The 23380-nt window shown below is 65.4% G+C and carries 21 protein-coding genes and 2 tRNA genes; 9 read left to right on the top strand and 14 right to left on the bottom strand.

Annotated features, from left to right (window positions below; genetic code table 11):
- The first annotated feature begins 54 nt into the window (after positions 1-54).
- Positions 55-369: a co-chaperone GroES gene (locus ABIA90_RS28870; RefSeq protein ID WP_008139213.1), complete on the top strand. Its 315-nt coding sequence runs from the start codon at positions 55-57 to the stop codon at positions 367-369.
- A 44-nt stretch (positions 370-413) separates the two neighbouring features.
- Positions 414-2054 carry a chaperonin GroEL gene (gene groL / locus ABIA90_RS28865; RefSeq protein ID WP_071912538.1) on the top strand — a complete coding sequence of 547 codons (1641 nt, stop codon included), beginning with the start codon at positions 414-416 and terminating at the stop codon, positions 2052-2054.
- Positions 2055-2229: 175 nt separating this feature from the next.
- On the opposite strand, the gene lepB is transcribed toward groL, so the two are convergent.
- The 5 genes from lepB to ABIA90_RS28840 all read right to left on the bottom strand — a co-directional run bounded on the left by lepB (position 2230) and on the right by ABIA90_RS28840 (position 5796).
- Positions 2230-2976 carry a signal peptidase I gene (gene lepB, locus ABIA90_RS28860; RefSeq protein ID WP_354120551.1) on the bottom strand — a complete coding sequence of 249 codons (747 nt, stop codon included), beginning with the start codon at positions 2974-2976 and terminating at the stop codon, positions 2230-2232.
- Positions 2977-3138: 162 nt separating this feature from the next.
- Positions 3139-4290: a slipin family protein gene (locus ABIA90_RS28855; RefSeq protein ID WP_354120552.1), complete on the bottom strand. Its 1152-nt coding sequence runs from the start codon at positions 4288-4290 to the stop codon at positions 3139-3141.
- Positions 4291-4629: 339 nt separating this feature from the next.
- Positions 4630-4695, bottom strand: a tRNA-Asn gene (locus tag ABIA90_RS28850).
- Positions 4696-4699: 4 nt separating this feature from the next.
- Positions 4700-4769: transfer RNA gene (locus tag ABIA90_RS28845), tRNA-Phe, on the bottom strand.
- A gap of 193 nt (positions 4770-4962) precedes the next feature.
- Positions 4963-5796: a LysR family transcriptional regulator gene (locus tag ABIA90_RS28840; protein WP_071912531.1), complete on the bottom strand. Its 834-nt coding sequence runs from the start codon at positions 5794-5796 to the stop codon at positions 4963-4965.
- Between the two features lie 127 nt (positions 5797-5923).
- On the opposite strand from ABIA90_RS28840, the gene ABIA90_RS28835 reads away from it, so the two are divergent.
- The 3 genes from ABIA90_RS28835 (at position 5924) to ABIA90_RS28825 (ending at position 8643) form a co-directional block, all read left to right on the top strand.
- Positions 5924-6517 (top strand): cysteine hydrolase family protein, encoded by a 594-nt coding sequence (locus ABIA90_RS28835; RefSeq protein WP_085404362.1) that lies wholly within the window; start codon positions 5924-5926, stop codon positions 6515-6517.
- Positions 6518-6529: 12 nt separating this feature from the next.
- Positions 6530-7168 (top strand): glutathione binding-like protein, encoded by a 639-nt coding sequence (locus ABIA90_RS28830; RefSeq protein ID WP_354120553.1) that lies wholly within the window; start codon positions 6530-6532, stop codon positions 7166-7168.
- A gap of 110 nt (positions 7169-7278) precedes the next feature.
- Positions 7279-8643: a caspase family protein gene (locus ABIA90_RS28825; protein WP_354120554.1), complete on the top strand. Its 1365-nt coding sequence runs from the start codon at positions 7279-7281 to the stop codon at positions 8641-8643.
- Positions 8644-8682: 39 nt separating this feature from the next.
- Here ABIA90_RS28825 and ABIA90_RS28820 read toward each other — a convergent pair whose 3' ends face one another.
- From ABIA90_RS28820 to ABIA90_RS28790, 7 genes are all read right to left on the bottom strand, one after another.
- Entirely contained in the window at positions 8683-10119 is a 1437-nt protein-coding gene (locus tag ABIA90_RS28820) for an NAD-dependent succinate-semialdehyde dehydrogenase (protein WP_354120555.1), read from the bottom strand.
- Between the two features lie 12 nt (positions 10120-10131).
- A complete protein-coding gene (locus ABIA90_RS28815) occupies positions 10132-10779 on the bottom strand; it encodes an ATP-binding cassette domain-containing protein (protein ID WP_354120556.1) in 648 nt (215 codons plus the stop codon).
- Positions 10780-11481: an ABC transporter ATP-binding protein gene (locus ABIA90_RS28810; protein ID WP_354120557.1), complete on the bottom strand. Its 702-nt coding sequence runs from the start codon at positions 11479-11481 to the stop codon at positions 10780-10782.
- The gene (locus ABIA90_RS28805) at positions 11478-12221 is read right to left on the bottom strand and encodes an ABC transporter ATP-binding protein (RefSeq protein ID WP_071912517.1); all 744 of its coding nucleotides are present in this window, start codon (positions 12219-12221) and stop codon (positions 11478-11480) included. Before ABIA90_RS28805 ends, ABIA90_RS28810 begins: the two co-directional genes overlap by 4 nt.
- On the bottom strand, positions 12218-13261 hold the full coding sequence (locus ABIA90_RS28800; protein ID WP_028147413.1) for a branched-chain amino acid ABC transporter permease: 1044 nt from the start codon (positions 13259-13261) through the stop codon (positions 12218-12220). The genes ABIA90_RS28805 and ABIA90_RS28800 overlap by 4 nt, the downstream gene beginning before the upstream one ends.
- A gap of 3 nt (positions 13262-13264) precedes the next feature.
- Positions 13265-14185, bottom strand: a complete 921-nt coding sequence (locus tag ABIA90_RS28795; RefSeq protein ID WP_166091617.1) for a branched-chain amino acid ABC transporter permease — start codon at positions 14183-14185, stop codon at positions 13265-13267.
- A gap of 103 nt (positions 14186-14288) precedes the next feature.
- On the bottom strand, positions 14289-15581 hold the full coding sequence (locus tag ABIA90_RS28790) for an ABC transporter substrate-binding protein (protein ID WP_354120558.1): 1293 nt from the start codon (positions 15579-15581) through the stop codon (positions 14289-14291).
- A 136-nt stretch (positions 15582-15717) separates the two neighbouring features.
- Between ABIA90_RS28790 and ABIA90_RS28785 the strand changes: the two genes are divergently transcribed.
- On the top strand, positions 15718-16551 hold the full coding sequence (locus ABIA90_RS28785) for a MurR/RpiR family transcriptional regulator (protein ID WP_071912511.1): 834 nt from the start codon (positions 15718-15720) through the stop codon (positions 16549-16551).
- Positions 16552-16573: 22 nt separating this feature from the next.
- A complete protein-coding gene (locus ABIA90_RS28780) occupies positions 16574-17395 on the top strand; it encodes an SDR family NAD(P)-dependent oxidoreductase (protein WP_354120559.1) in 822 nt (273 codons plus the stop codon).
- A gap of 65 nt (positions 17396-17460) precedes the next feature.
- On the opposite strand, the gene ABIA90_RS28775 is transcribed toward ABIA90_RS28780, so the two are convergent.
- The gene (locus ABIA90_RS28775) at positions 17461-18543 is read right to left on the bottom strand and encodes a DUF2778 domain-containing protein (protein ID WP_354120560.1); all 1083 of its coding nucleotides are present in this window, start codon (positions 18541-18543) and stop codon (positions 17461-17463) included.
- Between the two features lie 657 nt (positions 18544-19200).
- Between ABIA90_RS28775 and ABIA90_RS28770 the strand changes: the two genes are divergently transcribed.
- Together ABIA90_RS28770 and ABIA90_RS28765 are read left to right on the top strand one after the other, a co-directional pair.
- Entirely contained in the window at positions 19201-19725 is a 525-nt protein-coding gene (locus tag ABIA90_RS28770) for a FecR domain-containing protein (protein WP_063982428.1), read from the top strand.
- 61 nt (positions 19726-19786) lie between these two features.
- Positions 19787-21673, top strand: coding sequence for a CHASE2 domain-containing protein (locus ABIA90_RS28765; RefSeq protein WP_354120561.1), 1887 nt, complete (start codon positions 19787-19789; stop codon positions 21671-21673).
- Positions 21674-21872: 199 nt separating this feature from the next.
- Here the strand turns inward: ABIA90_RS28765 and ABIA90_RS28760 are convergent, their stop codons facing one another.
- Positions 21873-23375, bottom strand: a complete 1503-nt coding sequence (locus ABIA90_RS28760) for a glycosyltransferase family 39 protein (protein ID WP_354120562.1) — start codon at positions 23373-23375, stop codon at positions 21873-21875.
- Positions 23376-23380 lie beyond the last annotated feature (5 nt).

Raw genomic sequence — 23380 nt, 5'->3', positions numbered from 1 at the left:
CAGACTGCTAACGCCAAAAAATTCCCATACCGTGCAACTACTTAGGAGGACTGCATGAAATTCCGTCCGCTTCACGACCGCGTCGTGGTCAAGCGTATCGACGCAGAAGAGAAGACCGCCGGCGGCATCATCATTCCCGACACTGCCAAGGAAAAGCCCTCGCAGGGCGAAGTCGTCGCCGTCGGCCCCGGTGGCCGCGACGAAGCTGGCAAGCTGATCCCGATCGACCTGAAGGTCGGCGACCGCGTGCTGTTCGGCAAGTGGTCCGGCACTGAAGTCAAGATCGACAACGTCGACCTGCTGATCATGAAGGAAAGCGACATCATGGGCGTCCTCGACGTCCCCGCTTCCAAGAAGAAGGCGGCCTAAGAGCCCCCTCTCCCCACCAGCTAAACACCTAAGGAAAAATCCAGATGTCAGCTAAAGAAGTCAAATTCGGCGTCGATGCACGCGACAAGATGCTGCGTGGCGTCGACATCCTCGCCAACGCCGTCAAGGTGACGCTCGGCCCCAAGGGCCGCAACGTCGTCCTCGACAAGTCGTTCGGCGCTCCCCGCATCACCAAGGACGGCGTCACCGTCGCCAAGGAGATCGAGCTCGACGACAAGTTCGAGAACATGGGCGCGCAGATGGTGCGCGAAGTCGCCTCCAAGTCGGCTGACGCGGCCGGCGACGGCACCACCACCGCAACCGTGCTCGCGGCTGCGATCGTTCGTGAAGGCGCAAAGTCGGTTGCCGCCGGCATGAACCCGATGGACCTGAAGCGTGGTATCGACCTGGCCGTGGAAGCCGTGGTCGCCGACCTCGTCAAGAACTCCAAGAAGGTCACCTCGAACGACGAGATCGCCCAGGTCGGCACCATCTCCGCCAACGGCGATGCCGAAATCGGCAAGTTCCTCTCCGACGCCATGAAGAAGGTCGGCAACGAGGGTGTCATCACCGTCGAGGAAGCCAAGTCGCTCGAGACCGAGCTCGACGTCGTCGAGGGCATGCAGTTCGACCGCGGCTACATCTCGCCCTACTTCGTCACCAACGCCGACAAGATGCGCGTTGAGATGGACGACGCCTACATCCTCATCAACGAGAAGAAGCTCTCCTCGCTGAACGAGCTGCTGCCGCTGCTCGAGGCCGTGGTGCAGACCGGCAAGCCGCTGGTCATCGTCGCCGAGGACGTCGAAGGCGAAGCGCTTGCGACCCTCGTCGTGAACCGTCTGCGCGGTGGTCTGAAGGTCGCGGCCGTCAAGGCTCCGGGCTTCGGCGATCGCCGCAAGGCCATGCTGCAGGACATCGCGATCCTGACCGGCGGCCAGGCGATCTCGGAAGATCTCGGCATCAAGCTCGAGAACGTCACGCTCAACATGCTCGGTCGCGCCAAGAAGGTGATGATCGACAAGGAGAACACCACGATCGTCAACGGCGCCGGCAAGAAGGCCGACATCGAGGCGCGCGTGGCCCAGATCAAGGCGCAGATCGAGGAGACCACCTCGGACTACGACCGTGAGAAGCTCCAGGAGCGTCTCGCCAAGCTCGCAGGCGGCGTCGCGGTGATCCGCGTCGGCGGCGCGACCGAGGTCGAGGTGAAGGAGCGCAAGGATCGCGTTGATGACGCGATGCATGCGACCCGCGCGGCGGTCGAGGAAGGCATCGTCCCGGGCGGCGGCGTCGCCCTGCTCCGTGCCTCCGAGCAGCTCAAGGGTCTGCGCACCAAGAACGACGACCAGAAGACCGGCGTCGAGATCGTGCGCAAGGCGCTGTCGGCTCCCGCTCGCCAGATCGCGATCAACGCCGGTGAAGACGGTTCGGTGATCGTCGGCAAGATCCTGGAGAACAAGACCTACGCTTACGGCTTCGACTCCCAGACCGGCGAGTACGTCAACCTGGTCACCAAGGGCATCATCGACCCGACCAAGGTGGTCCGTACCGCGATCCAGAACGCAGCCTCGGTTGCCGCGCTCCTGATCACCACGGAAGCCATGGTCGCCGAGCTGCCCAAGAAGGGCGGCGCCGGTCCGGCGATGCCCCCGGGCGGCGGCATGGGCGGCATGGACTTCTAAGGTCCAACCACCTCAAGGACTACGAAACCCCGGCAGCGATGCCGGGGTTTCTGTTTTGGGCAAACTCTCTCCCCCCGTCATTCCGGGGCGCGCGGAGCGCGAGCTTTGGTGCGCGATTGCGCACCAAAGCTCGCGCCCAAGAGGGCGCGCCCCGGAATGACGGGGGCGGCGCCCCTCACCACACCTTCCCCAGCCGCTCCATGTGCGGCTCGCCGTCTTCATCGAGCGACCAGAAGATCCGCGTCACCCGCCCGACGAGGTTGTCCATCGGGATGAAACCCATCGTTGCCATCACGCGGCTGTCGCTCGAGTTGTCGCGGTTGTCGCCCAGCACGAAGAAATGGCCGGGCGGCACGGTGTAGACATTGGTGTTGTCGTAGTAGCCGTTCTCGACGCAGTCGTAGGTGATGTAGGAATTGCCATTGGGCAGCGTCTCGCGCCAGCGCTTGACCTTGACGCTGCCATCCAGACCGCAGGCGGTGCCGGCGAGCCCGTTTGCGAGTGCGACGCGCGTCACCGGTCTGTCATTGAGGAAAAGCTGTCCCTGCCGCATCTGGATGCGGTCGCCGGGCAGCCCGACCACGCGCTTGACGTAGTCGACCGAGGTGTCCTTTGGCGCGCGAAACACGACGACGTCACCGTGCTCGGGCTCGGCGGCAAAGACACGGCCCGAGATCCAGGACGGCGCGAAAGGGAAGGAATAGCGGCCGTAGCCATAGGCATATTTTGCGGCGAAGACGTAGTCGCCGACGACCAGCGTCGGGGTCATCGAGCCGGAAGGAATGTTGAAGGGCTGATACAGGAAGAAGCGAAACAGGAACGGCGGCGACCACAGCACCGGGATCAACAGGATCAGGACGACGATCGCTTTCCATTCCCGCGGCCGGGCCGTAGGGCGGATCGTTTGCTGAAGAGTGGTCATTCGCTTGCCATGATCGAGATTGTGGTCGTCACCGTGAGATTACGCAACCTTCGCGCGCGTGCAATACCCACTCATGGTTTGGTCGCACGGGCGCGCGCACGCGTTCATCGCAAGCGTCGACAATGGAGATGTGAAGGGCCGCCCGTGGGCGGCCCTTCTGCTTCATGCGCTCTCGGGCGCCTTCAGGCGCACGAGCCGGGTCAGGAGGGCATCGAGGCCCTCGCCGTTGCCGGCATGGAGGTCGATGCGGCCGACCTTCTCGACCAGCCGCTCCAGCGACTCCAGCTCCTTGAGCCGCAGCAGCAGGGGGTTCTCCTCCATCAGGCGGGCGGTGTTCAGGAGCGAACGCGTTGCCGCGGTCTCCTCCTGCCGGCGGATCAGGTTCGCCTTCGCGACCCGCTCCGCCTCCACCACCTTGTTCACCAGCTCCCGGATCTCGCCGGGCAGGATCACGTCCTTGACGCCGAGCTCGGTTACCTCCACGCCGGACTCTGCAACGCGTGCCCGCACATAGTCGCGCAGCTCCGCATCCAGCGCCGCCTTCGCAGACAGCACCTCGTCCAGCGTCCGGCCCGCCACCGCCTCGCGGATCGCGAACTGCACCAGGCGGTACAGCCACGCATCCACGTCGGGCACGGTCGCAACCGTGCGCTCGGGATCGACGATCCTGCGGAACGCCGTCAGCGTCACCCGCAGCGCGATGCGATCCTTGGTCAGCATCTCCTGCGCGGTGATCTCGACCGCCTGGGGCCGCAGGTCGAGGCGCTTCACCTCGATCTTGCGGCCGACGGTCCAGAAGGCGTGCCGGCCGGGCGCAAGCCGCTCCACGAGCCGGCCCTCGACATAGAGCAGGCCCGCCTCGTGGTTCTCGACCACCGCTTCCATCACGACGGTCGAGCGGTTGCGCTCGATCATGGTCAGGTGCCGCGCGCCAACCCGGGGATCGGCGGACACATCGATGCGCTCGACATCGATGCGGGTCGCGACCTTCCAGTAGACGCGCGCCTGCCAGGGCGTCATCAGATGCACGGGCCGGCCGTCGAGGCTGACGATGGCGATCTCGTCCGCCTTGGTCTCGATCGCCTCGAACAGCTCCGCGGCCAGATCAGGCCGCGCAGCCTTCAGTACCGCGTAGCGATCCGCGGGGAATTCGCTGCGCACCACGTCGAGCACCTCGGCCTTCAGCTCGTGCAGGGGATCGAACAGGCGATGCTTGCCGGGCGCGAGCACGCGCACGAGCTGTCCGTTGCGCGTGAGCAACGCGCGCTCGCCATCCTTCACCGTCACGTTCAGCATCAGCAAGTGCCAGGTCATGGCACGCCTCCATCATGTTGCCTCCGGCCGCACGCGGCCGGATAGCGGGTTTCGTTCGCAAAGGACGTGAGGACGCGGACGACGCTTCCTGGGAAATCGGCGGGCCGGGGCTTGAGCTTGCGCGATGACGGGCGCACGCGCGCGATCGCTCGACGCGTGTCGAGCGGTCATGCGGAGCCACCCGGCATCAGCGCAAGCGGTATCGACCCGCGGCGCAAAGCCGGTCTCACAGTGTCTAGGTTCGGACGGAAAGCCTTTCGGCAAAACGGCCGGACTGCGACTGAAGCGCGCGTCCGGTCCTCGTCAGAGGTATCAGCTTTTCAGGCTGAAACGGAGCGCTGGAGCGGGATTCGAACCCGCGACAGGATGAGTAACAGTCATCTGCTCTACCAAACTGAGCTATCCTTTGTGCAAGAGACCGGAATCGAACCGATGCCTTCGGGTGTTCAGCCCGACGCTCTCCATGAGCTACGTCCTGCGTTTGCCCTTCATTCGGCGGAACACGAAACCGCAGAGCGGCCCGCGCCAGTCGGGATCTCAGGGAGCCCGAACCCATGGCCTAGCGAAGGAGGGCGCTAATAGACGAAGCACGTTCGGGTTGCAAGGGGGAATGCCAAGATTTTTCGTCACGCACTCCGCACTGTGACGCGATGATCACAATGCGATGTGACGTCAACCGCGCGACGTTTCCTGAAAACACGCCCTCACCCAGTCGATCGTCACACGCGTCGCGGGATCGCGCTTGAGGTGGTTTTGCACCAGCAGCCAGGCGTCGCGCCGCTTCGGCAGCAGCGTGGCGCGCAGGCGGCGATCGCCGAGCAAGTCCGCGCAAACATACTCCGGCAACACGCCGGCGGCCCGATGCGCGCGGATCAGGTTACGGATGACGCGAACGTTGTCGGTGACGCAGCGCGCGCGGGCTTGCTTCATGCGCAGGAATTGCATCTCGGGAATGGCACCGAGTTCGTCCGGATAGGCGCACAGCACCGGCTCGCCCTCGGTCGCGACAGGCTCGAAATAATAAATGCGGATCTCGCCGAGCCTGGAGATCGCGAAGTCACCCTTGTCGGGTTTGCGCAACCGGATGGCGAGATCGGCCTCCCAGCGCGAGAACTTGACGTTCTCGCTCGAGGTGAGGAATTGCAGCGTCAGGCCGGGATTGGCGCGCAGGAAGTCGCTCGCGCGCGGCGACAGCACCTCCTCGGCAAACGTGTTGGTGGAGGCGATGCGCAGGCGTCCCACCGGACCTGCCAGGCTCGCGCCGACGCGACCGATCTCGGCGGCATGTGCGGCCATCGCCTCGACATGCGCCAGCACCGCCTCGCAACTCCGCGTCGGCCTGCGGACGCCGTCGGCGGCCTCGAACAGACGCAAACCGAGCGCACGCTCGATGCGCGACAGCCTGCGCCCGACCGTCGTCTCGTCGATGCGCAGCCGCGCGCTGGCGCCCGCATAGGTGCCCTCGTCCCTGACGGCGGCGATGATGCGCAGATCGTCCCAGTTCATTGCGTCAGGTTATACCGGCCGGGAGCAGCCTGCAATATCGCAGCCACCCGCTGCAATATCCCTGCATATCGGCAGGCATTCCCGGAGCTATGTTCGTGCAGCCTTTTGCCCCGGAGATTTCCAGACCATGACGACCGCAAAGACCCTGCTGCAGCTCGCCGGTGCCGATCTCGACCCGCCGCGTCTTGGCGACGCCGCGCTGGTGCTGATCGATATCCAGAACGAATATCTCGCAGGCCCCCTCGCTTTGCCCGACGCCCGGCCCGCGATCGCGCGGGCGGCTGCGCTCCTGGCACGGGCACGCGAGAGCGGAGCCGCGATCATCCATATCGCCCATCGCGGCAAGGCCGGCAGCCTGTTCGATCGCGGCGCCGACCGCGGCGCCATCGTCGCCGAGCTGAGCCCCCGTGCCGGCGAGCTGGTGATCGAGAAGGAGTTGCCGAATGCGTTTGCCGGCACTGATCTGCAGGCGCGCCTTGCCGCAACCGACAGGAAGAACATCGTACTGGCCGGCTTCATGACGCATATGTGCGTCAGCTCCACCGCCCGCGCCGCGCTCGACCTCGGCTTTCGCACGACTGTTGACGCCGATGCCTGCGCCACGCGCGACCTGCCCGACGGCCGCGGCGGCACGCTGGACGCCCGGACCATCCACGAGGTTGCGCTCGCCGAGCTATCCGACCGCTTCGCGATCATCGCGCGCGGCGATGCGCTGAAATAACGGAGCAACGCGATGCTGCAGCTCTATTTCTCGCCGATGGCGTGCTCGCTTGCGAGCCGCATCGCGCTGATGGAAGCCGGCCTCGATGCGCGCTATCATCTGGTGCATCTCCGGACCAAGACGGTCGCGGACGACGACGGCGATTTCCGCGAGGTGTCGCCGAAGGCCGCGGTGCCGGTCCTGGTGCTGGAGAACGGCGAACGGCTGACCGAAAGCGCGGCCGTGCTGCAATACATCGCCGATGCGAAGCCGGAGGCGGGCCTTGCGCCCCGGTTCGGCGATCCCGACCGCTACCGCCTGCAGGAATGGCTGAGCTTCGTCGGCACCGAGATCCACAAGGCATTCCTGTTTCCGACCTTCTGGTACAAGGACGACGGCTCACTCGCCAAGCCGCGTGCAAGGATCACGCAGACATTGGCGGTGCCATCGGCGCATCTCGCGGACCGCGAATTCCTCGTCGGTGACCGTTTCACCGTCGCGGACGCCCACCTCACCTGGGCCTTGCTGCTGCTCCGTCCCGCGGGCGTCGACATCGCGCAATGGCCACGCCTGTCGGCCTATCTTGCGCGCATGCAGGCGCGGCCCAGCGTGCGGGAGGCGATTGCGACCGAGATGGAGCTGCGCAAGACGGTGGCGGCAAACCCGGCGTGACAGGATGTCACGGTCGCCAAATCTGACGGGCCCACAGCGAGGGCATTGATACCGACGCGGCATGCGCTAATCTGGGGGATATTTTTCGATATTTCCCCTGGAAGGCATTCATGCGTGCTCCTTCTGGAATTTTGCGTCAGTTTTTCCTGACCCTCCTCGCCCTCTGGCTGAGCCTTGGACTGAGCCTTGCCCCCGCATCGGCGGACACGCGGGTCGCGCTGGTGATCGGCAACGGCGCTTATGTCTCTACGGCGCAGCTTCCCAACCCGTCGCATGACGCCGAAGACGTCGCAGCCTCGCTCAAGCGCAGCGGTTTCGAGGTGTTCCAGGGTATCGACCTGCGTCAGGCCGACATGCAGGACCTGACCATCCGCTTCGCGCGCGCCGCCAGCCGGGCCGATGTTGCGATGTTCTATTACAGCGGCCATGCGATGCAGTACAACGGCGTCAACTATCTGATGCCTGTCGACGCCGTGCTGACGGATGAGGCGGACCTGAAACGCTTCGTACGTGTCGACGACATCGTGAACGATTTGCAGCAGGCCAAGAATTTGCGCATCCTCGTGCTCGATTCCTGCCGCGACAATCCGCTGGCCGAAACCTTGAAGCGCTCTGCCGGCTCGACCCGCGCCGCCTCGATCGGACGTGGCCTGTCGAAAGTCGAGGCGCCGCGCGGCACGATCGTGTCATTCTCGACGCAATCAGGCCAGGTTGCCGCCGACGGCACCGGCCGCAACAGCCCCTACACGACCGCGTTCCTCAAGCACATCGAGGAGCCGCAGGAAATCGGCGACGTCTTTCGCGACATCAGCAGCGACGTCTATGACTCCAGCGGCAAGACCCAGCTGCCGGAGCTGTCGCTGTCGATCATCGGCAAGTTCTACCTGAACGGGCCTGTAACGGTCACGGTCGCGCCGGCGGCCCCCCAAGCTGCACCGAAGGCCGATCCCTGCTCGGCCGCCGAGGCGCACTGGAAGGCTGCTGAGGGCATCGGCACGCTGGGTGCCTTTGAGGATCATCTCGCGAGATTCCCGAACTGCATCTTCGCCACCCTCGCCAAGGCACGCATTGAAGGCCTGAAGCAGAAAGTGGCGGTGGCGCCTTCCGGCAACGCCAGAACCACGGGAAGCAAGGATTTCGACGGCAGCTGGGACGTGACGTTGAACTGCCCGGCTTCCGGCAAGGCGCAGGGCTTCACCAGGCCCCTGGTCGCCACCGTGACCAATGGCGTGTTTCACGCCGAGGTGCAGGGTCCGGGCGGTGTCAATCGGCTGGAGATCGACGGCCAGATCCCCGCGGACGGCAAGACGACGTTGAGCGCGCGCGGCACGACGGGGGCGAGCACCTACACACTCAACAACCTCGCACCCGGCTCGCCTTACGCCTTTACGGTCGACGCGCAGTTCGATCGCACCCGCGGCAGCGGCAAGCGCAACGAGGCGCGTGCCTGCAACCTGGTTTTCGTCAAGCGCTAAGCCGCGCGATCATCGCGCGGCCTCGCGTACAACGCCTTCTCACACGCCCGTCTGGCTGATGAACTTGGTGTTGAAGTAGCCCTCCATCGCCTCGGTGCCGCCTTCCGAGCCATAGCCGGAATCCTTGATGCCGCCGAACGGCACTTCGGGCAGCGCCAGACCAAAGCTGTTGATCGACATCATGCCGGCCTCGACCGCCGAGCCGATCGCAGCCGCCGTCTTGGCCGAGCTGGTGAAGGCGTAGGAAGCAAGGCCAAAGGGCAGCCGGTTTGCCTCCTCGACTACGTCGTCGAATGACGAGAAGCGGGAGATCAGGGCGAGCGGGCCGAACGGCTCCTCGTTCATCGCGCGCGCATCCTTCGGTACATCGCTCACCACGGTCGGCTCGAAGAAATGGCCCTTGTTGCCGACGCGCTTGCCACCGGTCTCGAGCCTGGCGCCCTTGCCGACGGCATCCTGCACCATGCCTTCGATGGCGGTGACGCGGCGCGGATTGGCGAGCGAGCCCATTTTGGACTCGGGATCGAGGCCGTTGCCGACTTTGAACGCCTTGGCGCTGTCGACGAATTTGTCGACGAATTCGCGGAACACATCGTCCTGCACCAGCATCCGCGTCGGCGAGATGCAGACCTGGCCGGCGTTGCGATATTTTGCCGCCGCCAGGATCTTCGCGGCCGACGTGACGTCGGCATCCCCAAAGACGATCGCCGGCGCATGGCCGCCGAGCTCCATGGTGGCGCGCTTCATGTGCAGGCCCGCAAGCGCATTGAGCTGCTTGCCGACATGGGTCGAGCCGGTGAACGATATTTTCCGGATCACCGGATGCGGGATCAGATATTCGGAGATTTCCGACGGCACCCCGTAGACGAGGTTGATGACGCCATCGGGCACGCCCGCGTCCGCAAACGCTCGGATCAACTGCGCAGGCGAAGCTGGTGTCTCCTCCGGCGCCTTGACGATGATCGAGCAACCGGCAGCGAGCGCTGCGGAAAGCTTGCGCACGACCTGGTTGATCGGGAAATTCCACGGCGTGAACGCGGCGACCGGGCCGACCGGCTCCTTCATCGCGATCTGGTAGATGCCGGGGCCGCGCGCGGGGATCAACCGGCCATAGGCGCGCTTGGCCTCCTCCGCGAACCACTCGATCACGTCAGCGGCGGCCATTGCCTCCATCCTGGCCTCGCCCAGCGTCTTGCCCTGCTCCATCGTCAGCAGCGGCGCGATCTCGTCATTGCGCTCGCGCATGATCGCGGCGGCCTTGCGCATGATCCGGCAGCGCTCGAACGGCGCGACATTGCGCCAGACCTTGAAGCCGGCAGAAGCGGCGGCCAGCGCCTCGTCGAGATCGGACTGGCCCGCATGAGCGACGGTGCCGATTACCTCCTCGGTCGCGGGATTGCGCACCTCGATCACTTTGCCCGAATGGGCCGGGCGCCATTTGCCGGCAATGAAAAGCTGCGTGTTCGAATAGGCCAATGGAGTCTCCTTTTACGTCGAGCTGTGACAGATGGCGTCCGCGGCGCGCGTCATCTCCGGTCCGAGATAGAGGCGGAAGCGCGGCTCGGCGGCGAGCGTGCGGAAGTCCGCCATCCGCGTCACCCCGCCGCCGGCGACGAACAGGAATTGCCCGGCGATCTCGGCGAGGATGTCGAGGTGCCAGCTGGCTGTCGGATGCATGCAGAGGATCACCAGCCTGCCCTCGTCGCGCAGCTTGCGGAAGAAATCGAGCATGAAGCCGATATAGCCGTCCTGCAGGTTGAACTGCGGTTCGTCGAACAAATGAACCAGCGGCGTCCGGGTCGGCGACGGCGCCAGCAAGGCGGACGGAATGCGCTTACGGAACCGCCTGACCTGATAGGACTGGTGATAGTGGATCGCGAGCCGGTCGCGCTCGCGGTATTTGACATGGTGGATATCGGTGCCCGCGACCAGCACGCGGCCCGCGGTCGGCGCGTTGGAACCGGTCATCATCTCGAACAGCGTCGTCTTGCCGGCGCCGTTCGGCCCGACCACGCCAACGATGCCCGGCTCTTCCAGCGACAGGTTTGCCTGAAGCGTGAACGTCGGACGGCGGATGACGCGGCCCCTGGTGTAGACCTTGCGAACGTCATCGAGAACGAGCAGCGGTGCGGCCACCTATTGTACTCCCAGCAAGCGCTGACGAAGGGCGCGGTCATCGCGCAAGACGGCGGCCTCGCCGGTCCAGACGATCCGGCCGCGATCGATCACCGCAGCATGGTCCGCGACCGACAGCGCAATCTCCGCATTCTGTTCCACGACCAGCGAGGCAATGCCTTCGTTCTTCATGCGCAAAATGGTGGCGAGCACGTCGCCGACGATCTTTGGCGCAAGACCCTGGCTCGGCTCGTCGAACAGGACCAGTCCCGGCGAGCCGACCAGCGCGCGCGCAATGGCAACCATCTGCATCTCGCCGCCCGACAGGTTCTCGCAGTCACGCTCCATGAGATATTCGAGTGGCGAGAAGATCGCGGCCGCCTCCTTGACGCTCCAATTGCGAAAGCGCGTGCGCTTCTGCGCGATCGTGAGGTTGCTCGCCACCGACAAGGTCGGGCACAGCCGCCGGTCGTCGGGCACCCAGCCGATGCCGGCGCGCGCGATCTCGTGGGTCGGATCGCGCGTCACGTCATGCCCGTCGAAGCGAACCGCGCCGCGGCGCGGGCGGGTCAGGCCGAGAATCGAACGGAGCATGGTGGTCTTGCCGGCGCCGTTGGGCCCGAGCAGCGCAAACACCTTGGCATGATCGATGGCGAGCGAGGCGCCGAACAGCGCCTGGGTCTCGCCGTAGAAGGTATCGACCCCATCCACTTCGAGGATCATGCGAACTTCCCGAGATTGGAGCGACGTACCCATTCGTTCTGCTGCAGCTCGTGCGGCGTGCCGCGCGCCACCACCTGGCCCCAATGGATGACCGAGATGCGATCGGCGAGCGAGAACAGGAATTCCATGTCGTGCTCGATGGCGACGATGGTCAGCCGGCCCTTCAGGCGCGCCACCAGAGCGGCCAGCCGCTGCACGCCGTCGGAGCCGAGGCCGGAGGTCGGCTCGTCCAGGCACAGAACGCGCGGGGCCTGCGCCAGCGCGACCGCGATCTCCAGCGCGCGGCGGTCCCCATAGGACAGGTCCTTGGCGCGGATATCGCCCTTGTCGGCAAGCCCCACCGCAGCAAGCGCTTCGGACGCCTGCTCGGCAAACCTGCGGTCTCCAGCCGCCGCCCGCGCGATATCGAGGCCACGGGCGCGAAATGCGGGCAAGCCCATCATGACGTTGTCGCGGGCGGAGAATTCGTCGAACAGGGTCATGATCTGAAACGAGCGGGCGATGCCCTTGGCGGCGATGCGGTGCGGGCTCAATCCCGTGACATCCTCGCCGCCGAGCAGGACTCGGCCGCGACTCGGTTTCACCCTGCCGGTGAGGACGTTGAAGAAGGTGGTCTTGCCCGCGCCGTTGGGACCCATCACGCCGTGAAACTCGCCCTCGGCCACCGCGAGATCGACGCTTTCCAGCACGACGCGATCGCCGAAGCGAACGTGCACACCCGCGGCCTCGATCATGCTCATCGCCCGCCCCCGACCAGCAGACGCATCGCGGACGTGCCGCGCCGCCGCAACGCGTTGAGTGAATGCTGCTGCACGGCGGCCGAGAGCGCGCCCGCGATGCCTTCCGGGCGGAACAGCACGATCGCAATGAACAGCAGACCGAAATAGAGCATCCAGGCATTGGTCAGCGCGCCGATCACGTCGCGCGCGGTGAGGAAGAGAAACACGCCGATCACCGGCCCCCAGAAGCTCACGAGCCCGCCACCGACCAGCGTCATCATCACGACGTAGCCGGATTGATGCAGGCTCATGACGTCAGGGAATGCGGCGAGCTGCGCCATCGCGAACAGTCCGCCGGCAAAGCCGGACACGGCCGCCGACAGCGCAAACACAGACGCCTTGTAGAGCCACACGTTATAGCCGAGATGGGCGGCGCGAACCTCGCTCTGCCTGATCGCAGCGACCACGCGGCCATAGGGCGAGTGCACCAGCCGCCACAAGACGGCGGTACCGACCGCGAACACCGCGAGCACGAAATAGTAGAATGCGACATTGTCGGTGAGATCGAACGACACCAGCCCGAAATCGGCCGGCAGCCGCTTGATCTTGAGAAGCCCATCCTCACCGCCGGTGATCCGGTGCGATTTGATCGCCAGCGTCCAGAAGATCTGGCCGAACGCGATGGTCATGAAGGCATAATAGATGCCGCGCCGGTGCGAGATGAACAGCGCCACCAGCACGCCGGCAAGCCCCGCGACCACGGCCGCGGCAGCGAGACAGATCCAGAGATTGGCGACAATGTCGAACTGGCAGAGCCCGAACGCATAGGCGCCGATGCCGAAATAGGCGCCATGTCCGAACGAGGGAAGTCCGGCCGTGCCCAGCACCAGGTTGAACGCAAGCGCATAGAGCGACCAGATCAGGATCTCGATCCCGAGATAAGGATAGAGCCCGATCCGCGTGATCCAGAGCGGCACCGTTGCAAGCACCAGCCAGAGCACCAGCATCGTCGGCGTGACGAGGCGCGCGGCATCGGATGAAGAATTTGATCCCACAATCATTCCCTAGGCCTCGAGCACGCTTTTCTTGCCCCACAGGCCGCGTGCACGGAACGTCACGACGGCAACGAGCAGGATGTACATCGACAACAGCGACCATTCGGACGCGTAAGCGCCGGCAAGGCCGACACACAGTCCGACCAGAAGCCCCGCCACGACCGCGCCCCAGAAACTTCCGACGCCGCCGAGCACGATCACCAGGAACGCGGGAATGACGGCATCGACGCCCATATGCGGACGAATGCCCCAGATCGGCGCAACGATAATGCCCGCGATCGCGGCCAGCATCGTGCCGAACACGAAGACCAGCAGCCGCAAGCGCGACAGGTTGATGCCAAGCGCACGGACGATCTCGCTGTCATGGGCGCCGGCCTTGACGGTTGCGCCGAAAGAAGTCTTTTCGATCAACAGCCAGACCAGGCCGATGATTCCGGCCGCGATGCCCGCCGCGTAGAAGCGATAGGTCGACCAGATCAGATCGCCGAACAGGAAGCCGCCGTTGATGGCGGACGGAACCTGCAGCACATAGTCCCGCGTCCCCCAGACAAGGCGGATCAGCTCCTCGATCACCATCGCCGCGCCGAAGGTCAGGAGCAGTCCGTATAGCGGATCCTTGCCGTAGGTCCGCCGCATGCAGAGCTCGATCAGCATGCCGACGAGGCTCACGATCACGGGCGCGATCACGAGCGTCGCGGCATAGCGCCAGCCCAGCGGCAGCGCGAGCCACACTTTCGCAAGATCGGCCGGCAATGGCGGGCGCGGTCCGGTGAGCTGCATGGCGACATACGCGCCGAGCGCGAACAGGGACCCATGCGCAAGGTTGATCTGCTCCATCAGCCCGACAATGAGCATGAAGCCGAGCGCGATCAGCGCGAACAACAGGCCAAGCGTCAGGCCATTCAGGAGATGCGGAAGAAGGTCGAACAAGGTTTTGACTCTCGCAACTGGCATTGCTCCCCCAAGTCCTCGAAGGCCCGGGCTGCGGCGCGCGACATGCGCGCCGCTCGTTCCACGACGCGAAGCACCGTCTCTAGGAGTCGACGGTCGGCACCTGCTCGTAGGGCGTGAGCTTGCACTTGCCGGGAGCAGCGTCATCGGCTGCCGATTTCGGCTCGGTCCAGCTGATGATCTCGAACAGATCGGTGTTGTCGGCCGGCTTGGCGTTGCGCCGCGCCAGATAGATCGTCTGCTGCATCTGATGCGTCACGGGATCCATGTAGGCGTCGAAATGCTGCATGCGGTCGGTCGCCGAGACCTTGAGGTTCTCGATCTCCTTGATGATCTTGACGTTGTTGGTCGACCCTGCCCGCTCGATCGCACGGAGCAATTCGCGCGTGCTCATGTAGCCGTTGTAGGAGACGTTGCCCGGCACCGGGATCGGGCCGTCCTTGTTGGCGGCCTGCCATTTCTTGACGAAGTCGGCGACGCCGGGCAGCTGCAGCTTGTGATACCAGGTGGTGCCGAACACGCCGAACAGGCTGTCGGGCGCGCCCCAGACGTCGGGCCAGTCCTGCTGGTTGTTGATCCAGGCGGGCTTGCCGTCGAGCTTGAGCTGCGCCACCTGCTCGCGCAGTGCCTTGATGTCGTCGCCGCCGATCGCAGTCGCGACCACGTCGGGTTTTGCTTGCTGGATCTTCAGGAGGTAGGCGGTGAAGTCGCGGGTGTTCTGCGGCACCAGCAGATTATCGATGATCTTGCCGCCGGCAGCCTCGACCTGCGCTTTGGTCGCGGCAGACGTGGTGTGACCCCAGACGTAGTCATTGGTCAGCAGCATCCAGTTCTTGCCGATGGAATCGACTGCGTTCTTGACCGATGCCTTGGAGAAATTGGTGCCGTTGCCGTCCCAGACGAATTTCACACGCGAGCAATTCTCCCCGGCCTCGCTCGGCGCGGAGGAATTGGTGTTCATGTAGATCACGCCGTATTTGCTGGCGACCTGGGTGATGGCGTTAGCGACGCCGGAATGCAGCGCGCCGATCAGGATGGTGCAGTCCTCGCGGGTGATGAAGCGTTCGGCGACGCGGCTGCCTGTGGCCGGCGTCGTCTCGGTATCCGCGGTGATGAACGAGACCTGGCGGCCGAGCACGCCGCCTTTGGCGTTGACCTCGTCGATCGCCATCTTGATGCCGCGGAAATCATCCTGGCCGCTGTTGCCGTATTGGCCGCTGGCGTCGCAGGTCAGGCCGAGCTTGATCGGCTTCGCGCCTTGCGCCCACGCGTGATTCTCTTTCCAAGGCCCGAAGAAGCTGCCGGTGCCACCGATGACGCTCGCCATCAAGCTGCCCTTCAGAACGCTTCGCCGTGAGATCTGACGCCCTCTCATCGTTTCCTCCCGTTTTCGAAGTCTTTTGCTTTTTTGTGCAATTAGAATATTCATTCCATTTATGATGTAAAGTGGAATATTTGGTCCAAACGGTGAAATGCCGTTAAACAGGCGACCGATCTGGAGACCCGAGACGATGAACAAGGCACAAGGCGCGATGAGCTACGACGAGCTGCGCGGCGCCATTGCGCAGCGGCACCGGGCGCTGTCCGGCCGGCTGCAGCAGATCGCGGAGTTCGTGCTCGATCACCCGACCGATGTCGCGCTCGGCACCGTCGCGGAGGTGGCGCAGCGCTCGGGCGTGCCGCCCTCGGCGATCGTTCGCTTCGCCCATGCGCTCGGCTTCGGCGGCTTCACCGAGATGCAGCAGGTATTCCGCTCACGCCTCGTTGCCGGCGTAGCACCAAGCTACAAGGCGCGGCTCGCCCGCATGAAGAGCGAGGAGAAATCGGTACTCGGCCGCCAGCCGGCCGCGGTGCTGTCCCGCTTCGTCTCGGAGGCGCAATCGTCGCTGGTGACGCTGAGCCAGTCCGTGCATGCGCGCGAGCTCGACGCGGCAACTGCGATCCTTGCGAAAGCGCGCGACATCTATCTGCTCGGCCTCGGCGGCTCGTTTCCGGTTGCGACCCACCTCGCCTACGTGCTGCGCAAGCTCGGACGCCGCGTCGTCCTGCTCGACGGCACGGGCGGCAGCATCCACGAGCAGTCGCATGCCGCAACCACGGAGGACGCGCTGGTCGCGATCAGCTTCCGGAACTACTATCCGGATACGGCGCGGCTGTTTCCCGAACTCGTTGCGCGAGGCGTGCCCACGATTTCCATCACCGATAGCCTCTTGAGCCCGATCGTCGAAGGCGCGAGCGTCGTGTTCGAGATCCAGGACATGCCCGAGCCGGCGCTGCGCACGCTGGTCGCACCGATGTGCCTCGTGCAGGCGATGGCGATCGGGCTCGATCTCGCGGCGGACTGACGTTTCACAACAGGAGAAGATCATGGCTGCACATGACGGGAAAGTATTGTCAGGACAGGTGGCGCTGGTGACCGGCGCGGGACGCGGGCTCGGACGCGCCTTTGCAGAGAAGCTCGCCGCGCTCGGCGCCGATGTCGCCATCCACGGCATGCGCGAGAACGGGCCGGCGGAATATGGCGAGGGCACCACCCTCACCGCGGTCGCCGCAGAGATCGGCCAGCAATTCGGCGTCCGCAGCCAGCGCGTGCTCGGCGATCTCACCAAAGGCGATGACATCGCGCGCGTGATTGCCGAGACGGAAGCAGCCCTCGGCCCGATCGATATTCTCGTGCACAATGCCGGCGGCGACATCGCAGCCGCCGGCGGCAAGCCCGATCCGAACGATGCGGTAAATATCAAGGAGGCCGATGTGCGCGCGGTGCTGGAGCGCAATCTGCTCTCGACCATCCTGACCTGCCAGGCGGTTGCGAAGGGCATGATGGAGCGGCGCCGCGGCCGCATCGTCACGCTCGGTTCGGTCGCCGCGTTCAAGGGCCGCACCCAAGGCTCGATCTACGCGGTGTCGAAGGCCGGCGTGACCCACTACACGCGATGCCTGGCCGACCAGCTCCGCGCCTACGACATCGCCGTCAACTGCATCGCGCCCGGCGATACCCGCACCGGCCGTTTCCTCGGCACGCGCGCGGTGGACCCCGACAGGATGGTCGAGACCGGCACGCTCGACCGCATCGCGACCGTCGATGAGGTCGCGCGCGTCGTCGAGTTCTTCGCCGGTCCCATGGGCGCCTTCGTCTCGGGCCAGGTGCTGAGGATCGACGGCGGCGGACAGTGCTGGCCGGGTTGAAGCAGAGAAGAAAAGAAAAGGGCCGCTGCAAGCGGCCCTTTGAGATCATCGCGAATTGACTGAGCTCACTCGACCCGCGACAGCACCGCGAGCTTGCGGATGCCCTTGTTACGGTAGGCGTCGAGGAACGCGTAATAGTCCTTGAACGACACGCAGCCGTTGGAATCGCCGTTCGGCCCGAGCATGAAGGTGTGGGCGAGCAGGCCGTCGCGGCCGTAGATCGCGCTCTCGCCGCCGATCGGGGTCAGGCGCAGCGCCGGCACGCCATGGAACAGCGCTTCGCGCGGCTTCAGCGTGTAGATGTGCGGCGGCGTCACGCCGCGCATGCGGACACGCGAGGAGCGCGGATCGTCGAGATTGGAGCCGAGGCCGGAATGCGCCTCGAGCTTGGTGCCGTCGGGCAGGTAAACCATCTTGGCGGTGATGTCGTAGACCGCCGTGTCGCGCTCATAGGGCGCCGAACCGCCGAGCATGGGGTTCTGCTCCCTCGGCGCGATGGACGCGGTCACGCTGGCATCGGCCGAGGCATAGGCCAGCAGCCCGCCGGACGGCTCGCGCTTGCCCCAGAGCTTCTCGACCATCGACTGGCGCGGACCGGTGATCGACATCACCGCGGCCTTGGCGCGATCGGCAAACGATTTCGGCTTCGCCTCAGGCGCCGGCACGATCTCGGCCGGATCGGCCGAAGCCAGTTGCATCTGCGCATCCGGCGCGCGCTTGGCCTTGTCCGCAGACTTGTCGGCAATCTTGGCCGGTGCCGCCGGCTTCAGCGCGTCCGCGACCTTCGCGATCACGCTCTGCTTGGGGGCGTCCTTGACGACGGCGACCTGGGTTGCGGGCGCAGCGCTCGCCGCATTCGACGCCACGCCCTCGGTCGCGGCCGCGGCAAAGCGCTCGTTGAACATCTCGCGCGAGATCGGGGCTGCGACCTGGAGCCGGTCGGGCAGCAGCGCAAAGGTGTCCCTGATGGCCTCGCCGGCCTCACGCAGCGCCACCCTGGGCGCGCGCTTGATCACGGGCTCGTCGTAGCCAATGCTGCCGACGGTCGGATAGACGCTGGCGCCGAGGACGTTGCTGTAGATGGTCCAGCCGGCGCCCATCACGACGCAGCCGATCGCCGCGGCGCCCAGCCAATTGGTGGTGGTCATTTTCCGGGAAGGCTTCCGAAGAGAATTCTTGGACTTCCGTGCCGCGTTACTCTGCGCAGCGATACTCGTACTCATTCGCCTTGCGTCCAGGACGGTGTCACTCAGTCCCCCTTCGAAGTGCCGCTGGTCACGATCCGGGAACAGCATCTCGCAGGAGGTCGGAGCGTCATTAAGGCGACTTTTAGTTAAATGCAGATTAAGTTCGGGCAGATGTGAGGCACCGCGTTAACGCTGTCCCATTTCGAGAAAAAAGTCCGCAGAACTACGGACTTAGCAGCATCTGTTAACTATAATTCTCGGCCGGTTCGGCGCGTTCGACGGACGTCACAGGCCGCCCCTCTAAGGCCATCCAACCAAGTCGTTTTCGTGGTCTTCAATACCCGGACAATAGCGGGGAAGCGTTGCGCGAGGCTGGTGCGCGCTGCCCTCTCCAGCGGGTGTCAGCAGGGTGGCGGCAGAGCCCGTCCCACATCACACATCGCGCACAGAGTGCTCACGCAGCACGGCGCCCTGACCGAAAGTTGATCGCGCCGGACTGGAAAAGACCGCACCGAGGAAATAGCTCCGAGAGCGGCACTTTTCAGCAGCCTCTGCGTGTGATACGGTACCGTATCAACATCGCTTTGAACTGTGCCAAGCACGCAAACGGAGGCTGGCATGAGAGGGATCGCGGGCGCCGGTATTTTCGCTCTGGCGTGGTTGTTTCAGTTGATCGGGTCTGCGAATGCACAGCCGGCTGTCAATGTCGGCTGCACGGCATCGCCATCGGCTGCGGGCACGCAAGTGTGGCGCTGCGACAACGGCATCACCATCGTTGCGGAAAACGGCGCCAGATTTGAACTTAAGGACGCCAACCGCGACGGACATATTGACTCCGTGGAGTTGAGCAGCAAGGCGCTGCTGATCGAGGTGCCCAAGAAGCCCGGCGGCAATCCCTTCAAGGTGCTGACGCCGCAGGCGATCGCCGCAGTGCGCGGGACCAAATGGGCCGTCGATGTCGCTGAGGCCAAGACCGCGGTCTTCGTTGCTGACGGCCGTGTCGGTGTGAGCCGCAGGGCTCGTGGACGCGGCGTCGTGCTCGGACCGGGCCAAGGCGTCGATGTCGAGGCAACGGGCCCGTTGACCGTCAAGACCTGGGGCCAGCCGCGCGTCGACGCGCTGATGGCAAGACTGGGTCAATAAGGTCTGGACAATTAAGGCCCGCGCAGCAACGCCCGGGCGACAAAGAAGATTGCATTACGTAATGACTAGACGCGTTCAGATTCTGGTGGCACTCGTCCTCACCGCGCTGTGGGGTGCCGGCATCTATGCCGGCCACGCCAACGGTCATCTGCGCTTTCTTGATCGGCTCGAGGCGACCCTGACGGATTGGCGGACCCAGGTCCGCGGCGTGCAGGCTCCGCCCGATCTCGTCACCATCGTCGCCATCGACGACACCGTCGTGAAACGCGGCGGCAGCTATCCGCTGCCGCGCGCCGATCTCGCGCGCGTCGTCGACACCATCGTGCAGTTCAAGCCGAAGGTCGTCGCGATCGACCTGCTGCTGGTCGACCGCAGCGCGGCGATCGGCGACGCGACGCTGGCCAACACGCTCGCCACCGGTCCCATGGTGCTCGCCGCCGCGGCGATCTTCCCGACCGCCAGCGAGACCGTGGAGCCGGGCACCCAAGGTCCCCTCGCCGCGCTGCCACAGGCCGAGCGATTCCTGCTGCCGCTGCCCGCCTTCGCCGATCACGCCGAGGTCGGCGTCGTCAACGTCGCGACGGGGCAGTCGGGCTCGCCGCTTTCGGTGCCGATGCTGTTCCGGACCCGCGACAAGGTCGAGCTGTCGTTTCCCTTGCGCGTCGCGACGCGCGCGCTCGACAAGCCGCTGACGATCGCGCCTGATCACCTCATGCTCGGCGATCGCGCGGTGTCGACTGACAGCGATTTCGCGCTGCCGATCACCTATTACGGCCCGCGCCGCACCATCCGCACCGTCAGCGCGCAGAGCATCTTCGACGGTACGCTCAATCGCGCGGCGATCGAGAACCGCATCGTCGTGATCGGCGCCGCGGTCGCCGGCGGCGGCGACTTCTATCCAACACCGTTCGATTCCCTGATGCCCGGCGTCGAGGTGATCTCGACCGCGATCACCCATCTCGTCGCCGGTGACGGCATCGTGCGCGACCGCAAGGTCCACATCGCCGACGCGCTTTTCGCGATCCTTTTGCCGATGCTGCTGGTCGGCCTGCTCGCCTGGCGGCGCAGCGCGCCCGGCATCGTCGCGGCCGCCGCGGTGATGATCGCCTGGGCCGGGCTCAATCTGTTCGCCTTCACGCACGGCGTTTGGCTGAACGCCGCGACGACACTTGCCGCCGCGGTGCCGCCGGTCGCGGTCTTTGCCGGCGTGCAGCTGTGGGCCGGCGGCCGCCGCACGCAATATTTTGCCGCCAAGAGCAGGTCGCTGGCGCAATTCCAGGCGCCCGCCGTGCAGGAATGGCTGACGCGCGATCCGAATTTCCTGTCCAGGCCGGTCCGGCAGGATGCGGCCGTCGTCTTCATCGATCTCTCCGGTTTCACGACGCTCAGCGAACGGATCGATCCGGACGAGCTGCAGCATCTGCTGAGGGCATTTCACGCGCTGATCGACAAGGCCGCGGTCGATTGCGGCGGCCTGATCACCGGCTTTCTCGGCGACGGCGCCATGATCCTGTTCGGACTGCCACACGCGATGCCCGACGACGCGGCGCGCGCGCTGCAATGCTCGATCGACCTGTATCGCAGCGTCGATCGCTGGATCGCTTCGCTGCCGCCTGCCCTTCGCGGCCAGCTTGGTTTCAAGATCGGCGCGCATTTCGGCCCGATCATCGCCTCCCGCCTCGGCGAAAGCCACCAGCACATCACGGCGACGGGCGACACGGTCAACGTCGCGAACCGCTTGATGGAGGTTGCCGCCCAGAACTGTGCGCGGCTCGCGCTGACCGATACGCTGCTTGATGCGGCCGACTTCCACGGCGCTCCCGACGGCATTCTGTCGGGTCCCCTGCTCACGCAGGTCCGCGGCCGCTCCGGCGTCGTGACCGTCTGGTTCTGGCGCGACCAGAACGGGCCGAGCCAGGCCACCGCCAGGGCCGAGATGATCGACTAGCCGATGCGGCACGCCACGCGCTCCGCCGTCGTCCCCGCCTAGTGCGCAATTGCGCACGGGGCGCGGGGACCCATACCCACAGGGAGAAGTTTGGCGAAGGCTGCTAGTGAGCGGCTTTTTCGCGCGGTACAGGCCCCTGCGCTCATCGACAGATCACGCGGTATGGGTCCCCGCGTTCGCGGGGGACGACGGTCGAGAGCTACCTCGCCTCGGGCGGCGGCGAGCGGTCGAGCACGTCGCCCTTGGCGCCTTCGAGCAGATCAATGCCGTAGGTCTCGATCACGAGCGGCCCGCGCTTGCGCTGCAATTGCGCAATTTGCGTCACCTTCGCGAAGAGCTCGTCGAGGCCGGTATGGCCGTCCGGGCGCAGCTCGTCGACAGAGATCAGCTTGCCGGCAAGCAGCTTTGGATCGGGCTCGGGCATGTTGACCCAGCGGATGCGCTGGTTCTGCTGCAGCACGCAGGTGCCGCGCGGCAGGTAAAAGGCGAGCCAGCCCGTGGTGCCGTAGTCCTGCGCGAGCACGCAGGTCGCGCCACTGCGCGCGCGCACCGCCTCGATCTCGGCGGCGAGCTCGCGCCAGCCGACGCCGACGCTGCGCACCGTCGCGTCGCGGCGATAGCCCGACAGCCAGCCGGTGTTGGCCTGCACGATCAGCGCCGCAAACATCACGATGCCCACGGGCGCGGCCCAGCGCAGGCAGAAATCCGCGATGCGGCGCGCGCGTGGTTGCCACTGTACGAGATTGGCGGCGGCGGCCGCGGCAACGATGAAGGGCGGATAGACCGGCGCGAACCAGTTGGCCTCGACGCGGGCATGCAGCGAATGCCAGACGAAATAGACGACGATGGTCCAGAACAGCGTCTCGATCAGCACACGCGAGGCCAGCGCGCCGGCACGGCGCCAGGTCAGCGCGTGCAGGCCCATCGCGCCGAGGATGAAGACGAGCGGCGTTGCGAAGGCGATCTGGGTCGGGATCAGCTCGGCGATGAAGACGGGACGGAAGTCCTCGATCTTCGCGCGGCCGAGCTGCTTTACGAACGAGACCCATTGATGATCCGCATTCCACAGGATCACCGGTGAGAACAGCGCGAACGCAACGAGACCGCCGAGATAGGGCCAGGGCGAGAGGAACCAGCGCCGCAGTTTCGGCACGGCCGCAAGCCAAATCAGGATCGCGGCGCCAAAGAACATCGCGGTGTATTTCGACAGCAGCGCCGCGCCGACCGCCGCGCCGACGGCGAGCCACCAGACGCCGCGGCCGGTCTCCAGCACCTTGGCGAGGAAGAACAGCACGAAGCTGGAGGCAACCAACAGCGGCGCATCGGGCGTGACGATCAGCGTGCCGACCGAGGCCATCATGGTCACGTTGAGCAGGATGGCGCTGGTCGCCGCCACCCGCGCGCCACCAAACAGGATGGCGGCGGAGCGGTAGATCGCGTAGCTCATCGGCAGCGCGAGCAGGATCGAGAACACGCGGACGCCGAGCTCGGTGTCGCCGGCGATCATGGTGCCGGCGCGGATCACATAGGCGACCATCGGCGGATGGTCGTAATATCCCCCGGCGAGGTTCTTCGACCACATCCAGTAATAGGCTTCATCGAAGGTGATCGGCGTGAACGCGGCCGCGACCAGCCGCAAGCCGACCAGCGCAACGATCACCAGCGCGGTATTGCGGACAATCCGCGCGTCAGCCCCGCCCATGTCGA

The organism is Bradyrhizobium sp. LA6.8, assembly GCF_040547935.1.
GTDB classification, from domain to species: Bacteria; Pseudomonadota; Alphaproteobacteria; order Rhizobiales; family Xanthobacteraceae; genus Bradyrhizobium; species Bradyrhizobium barranii.
The sequence above is the reverse complement of the archived record's forward strand: the minus strand, read 5'-3'. Positions and strand labels throughout refer to the sequence as shown.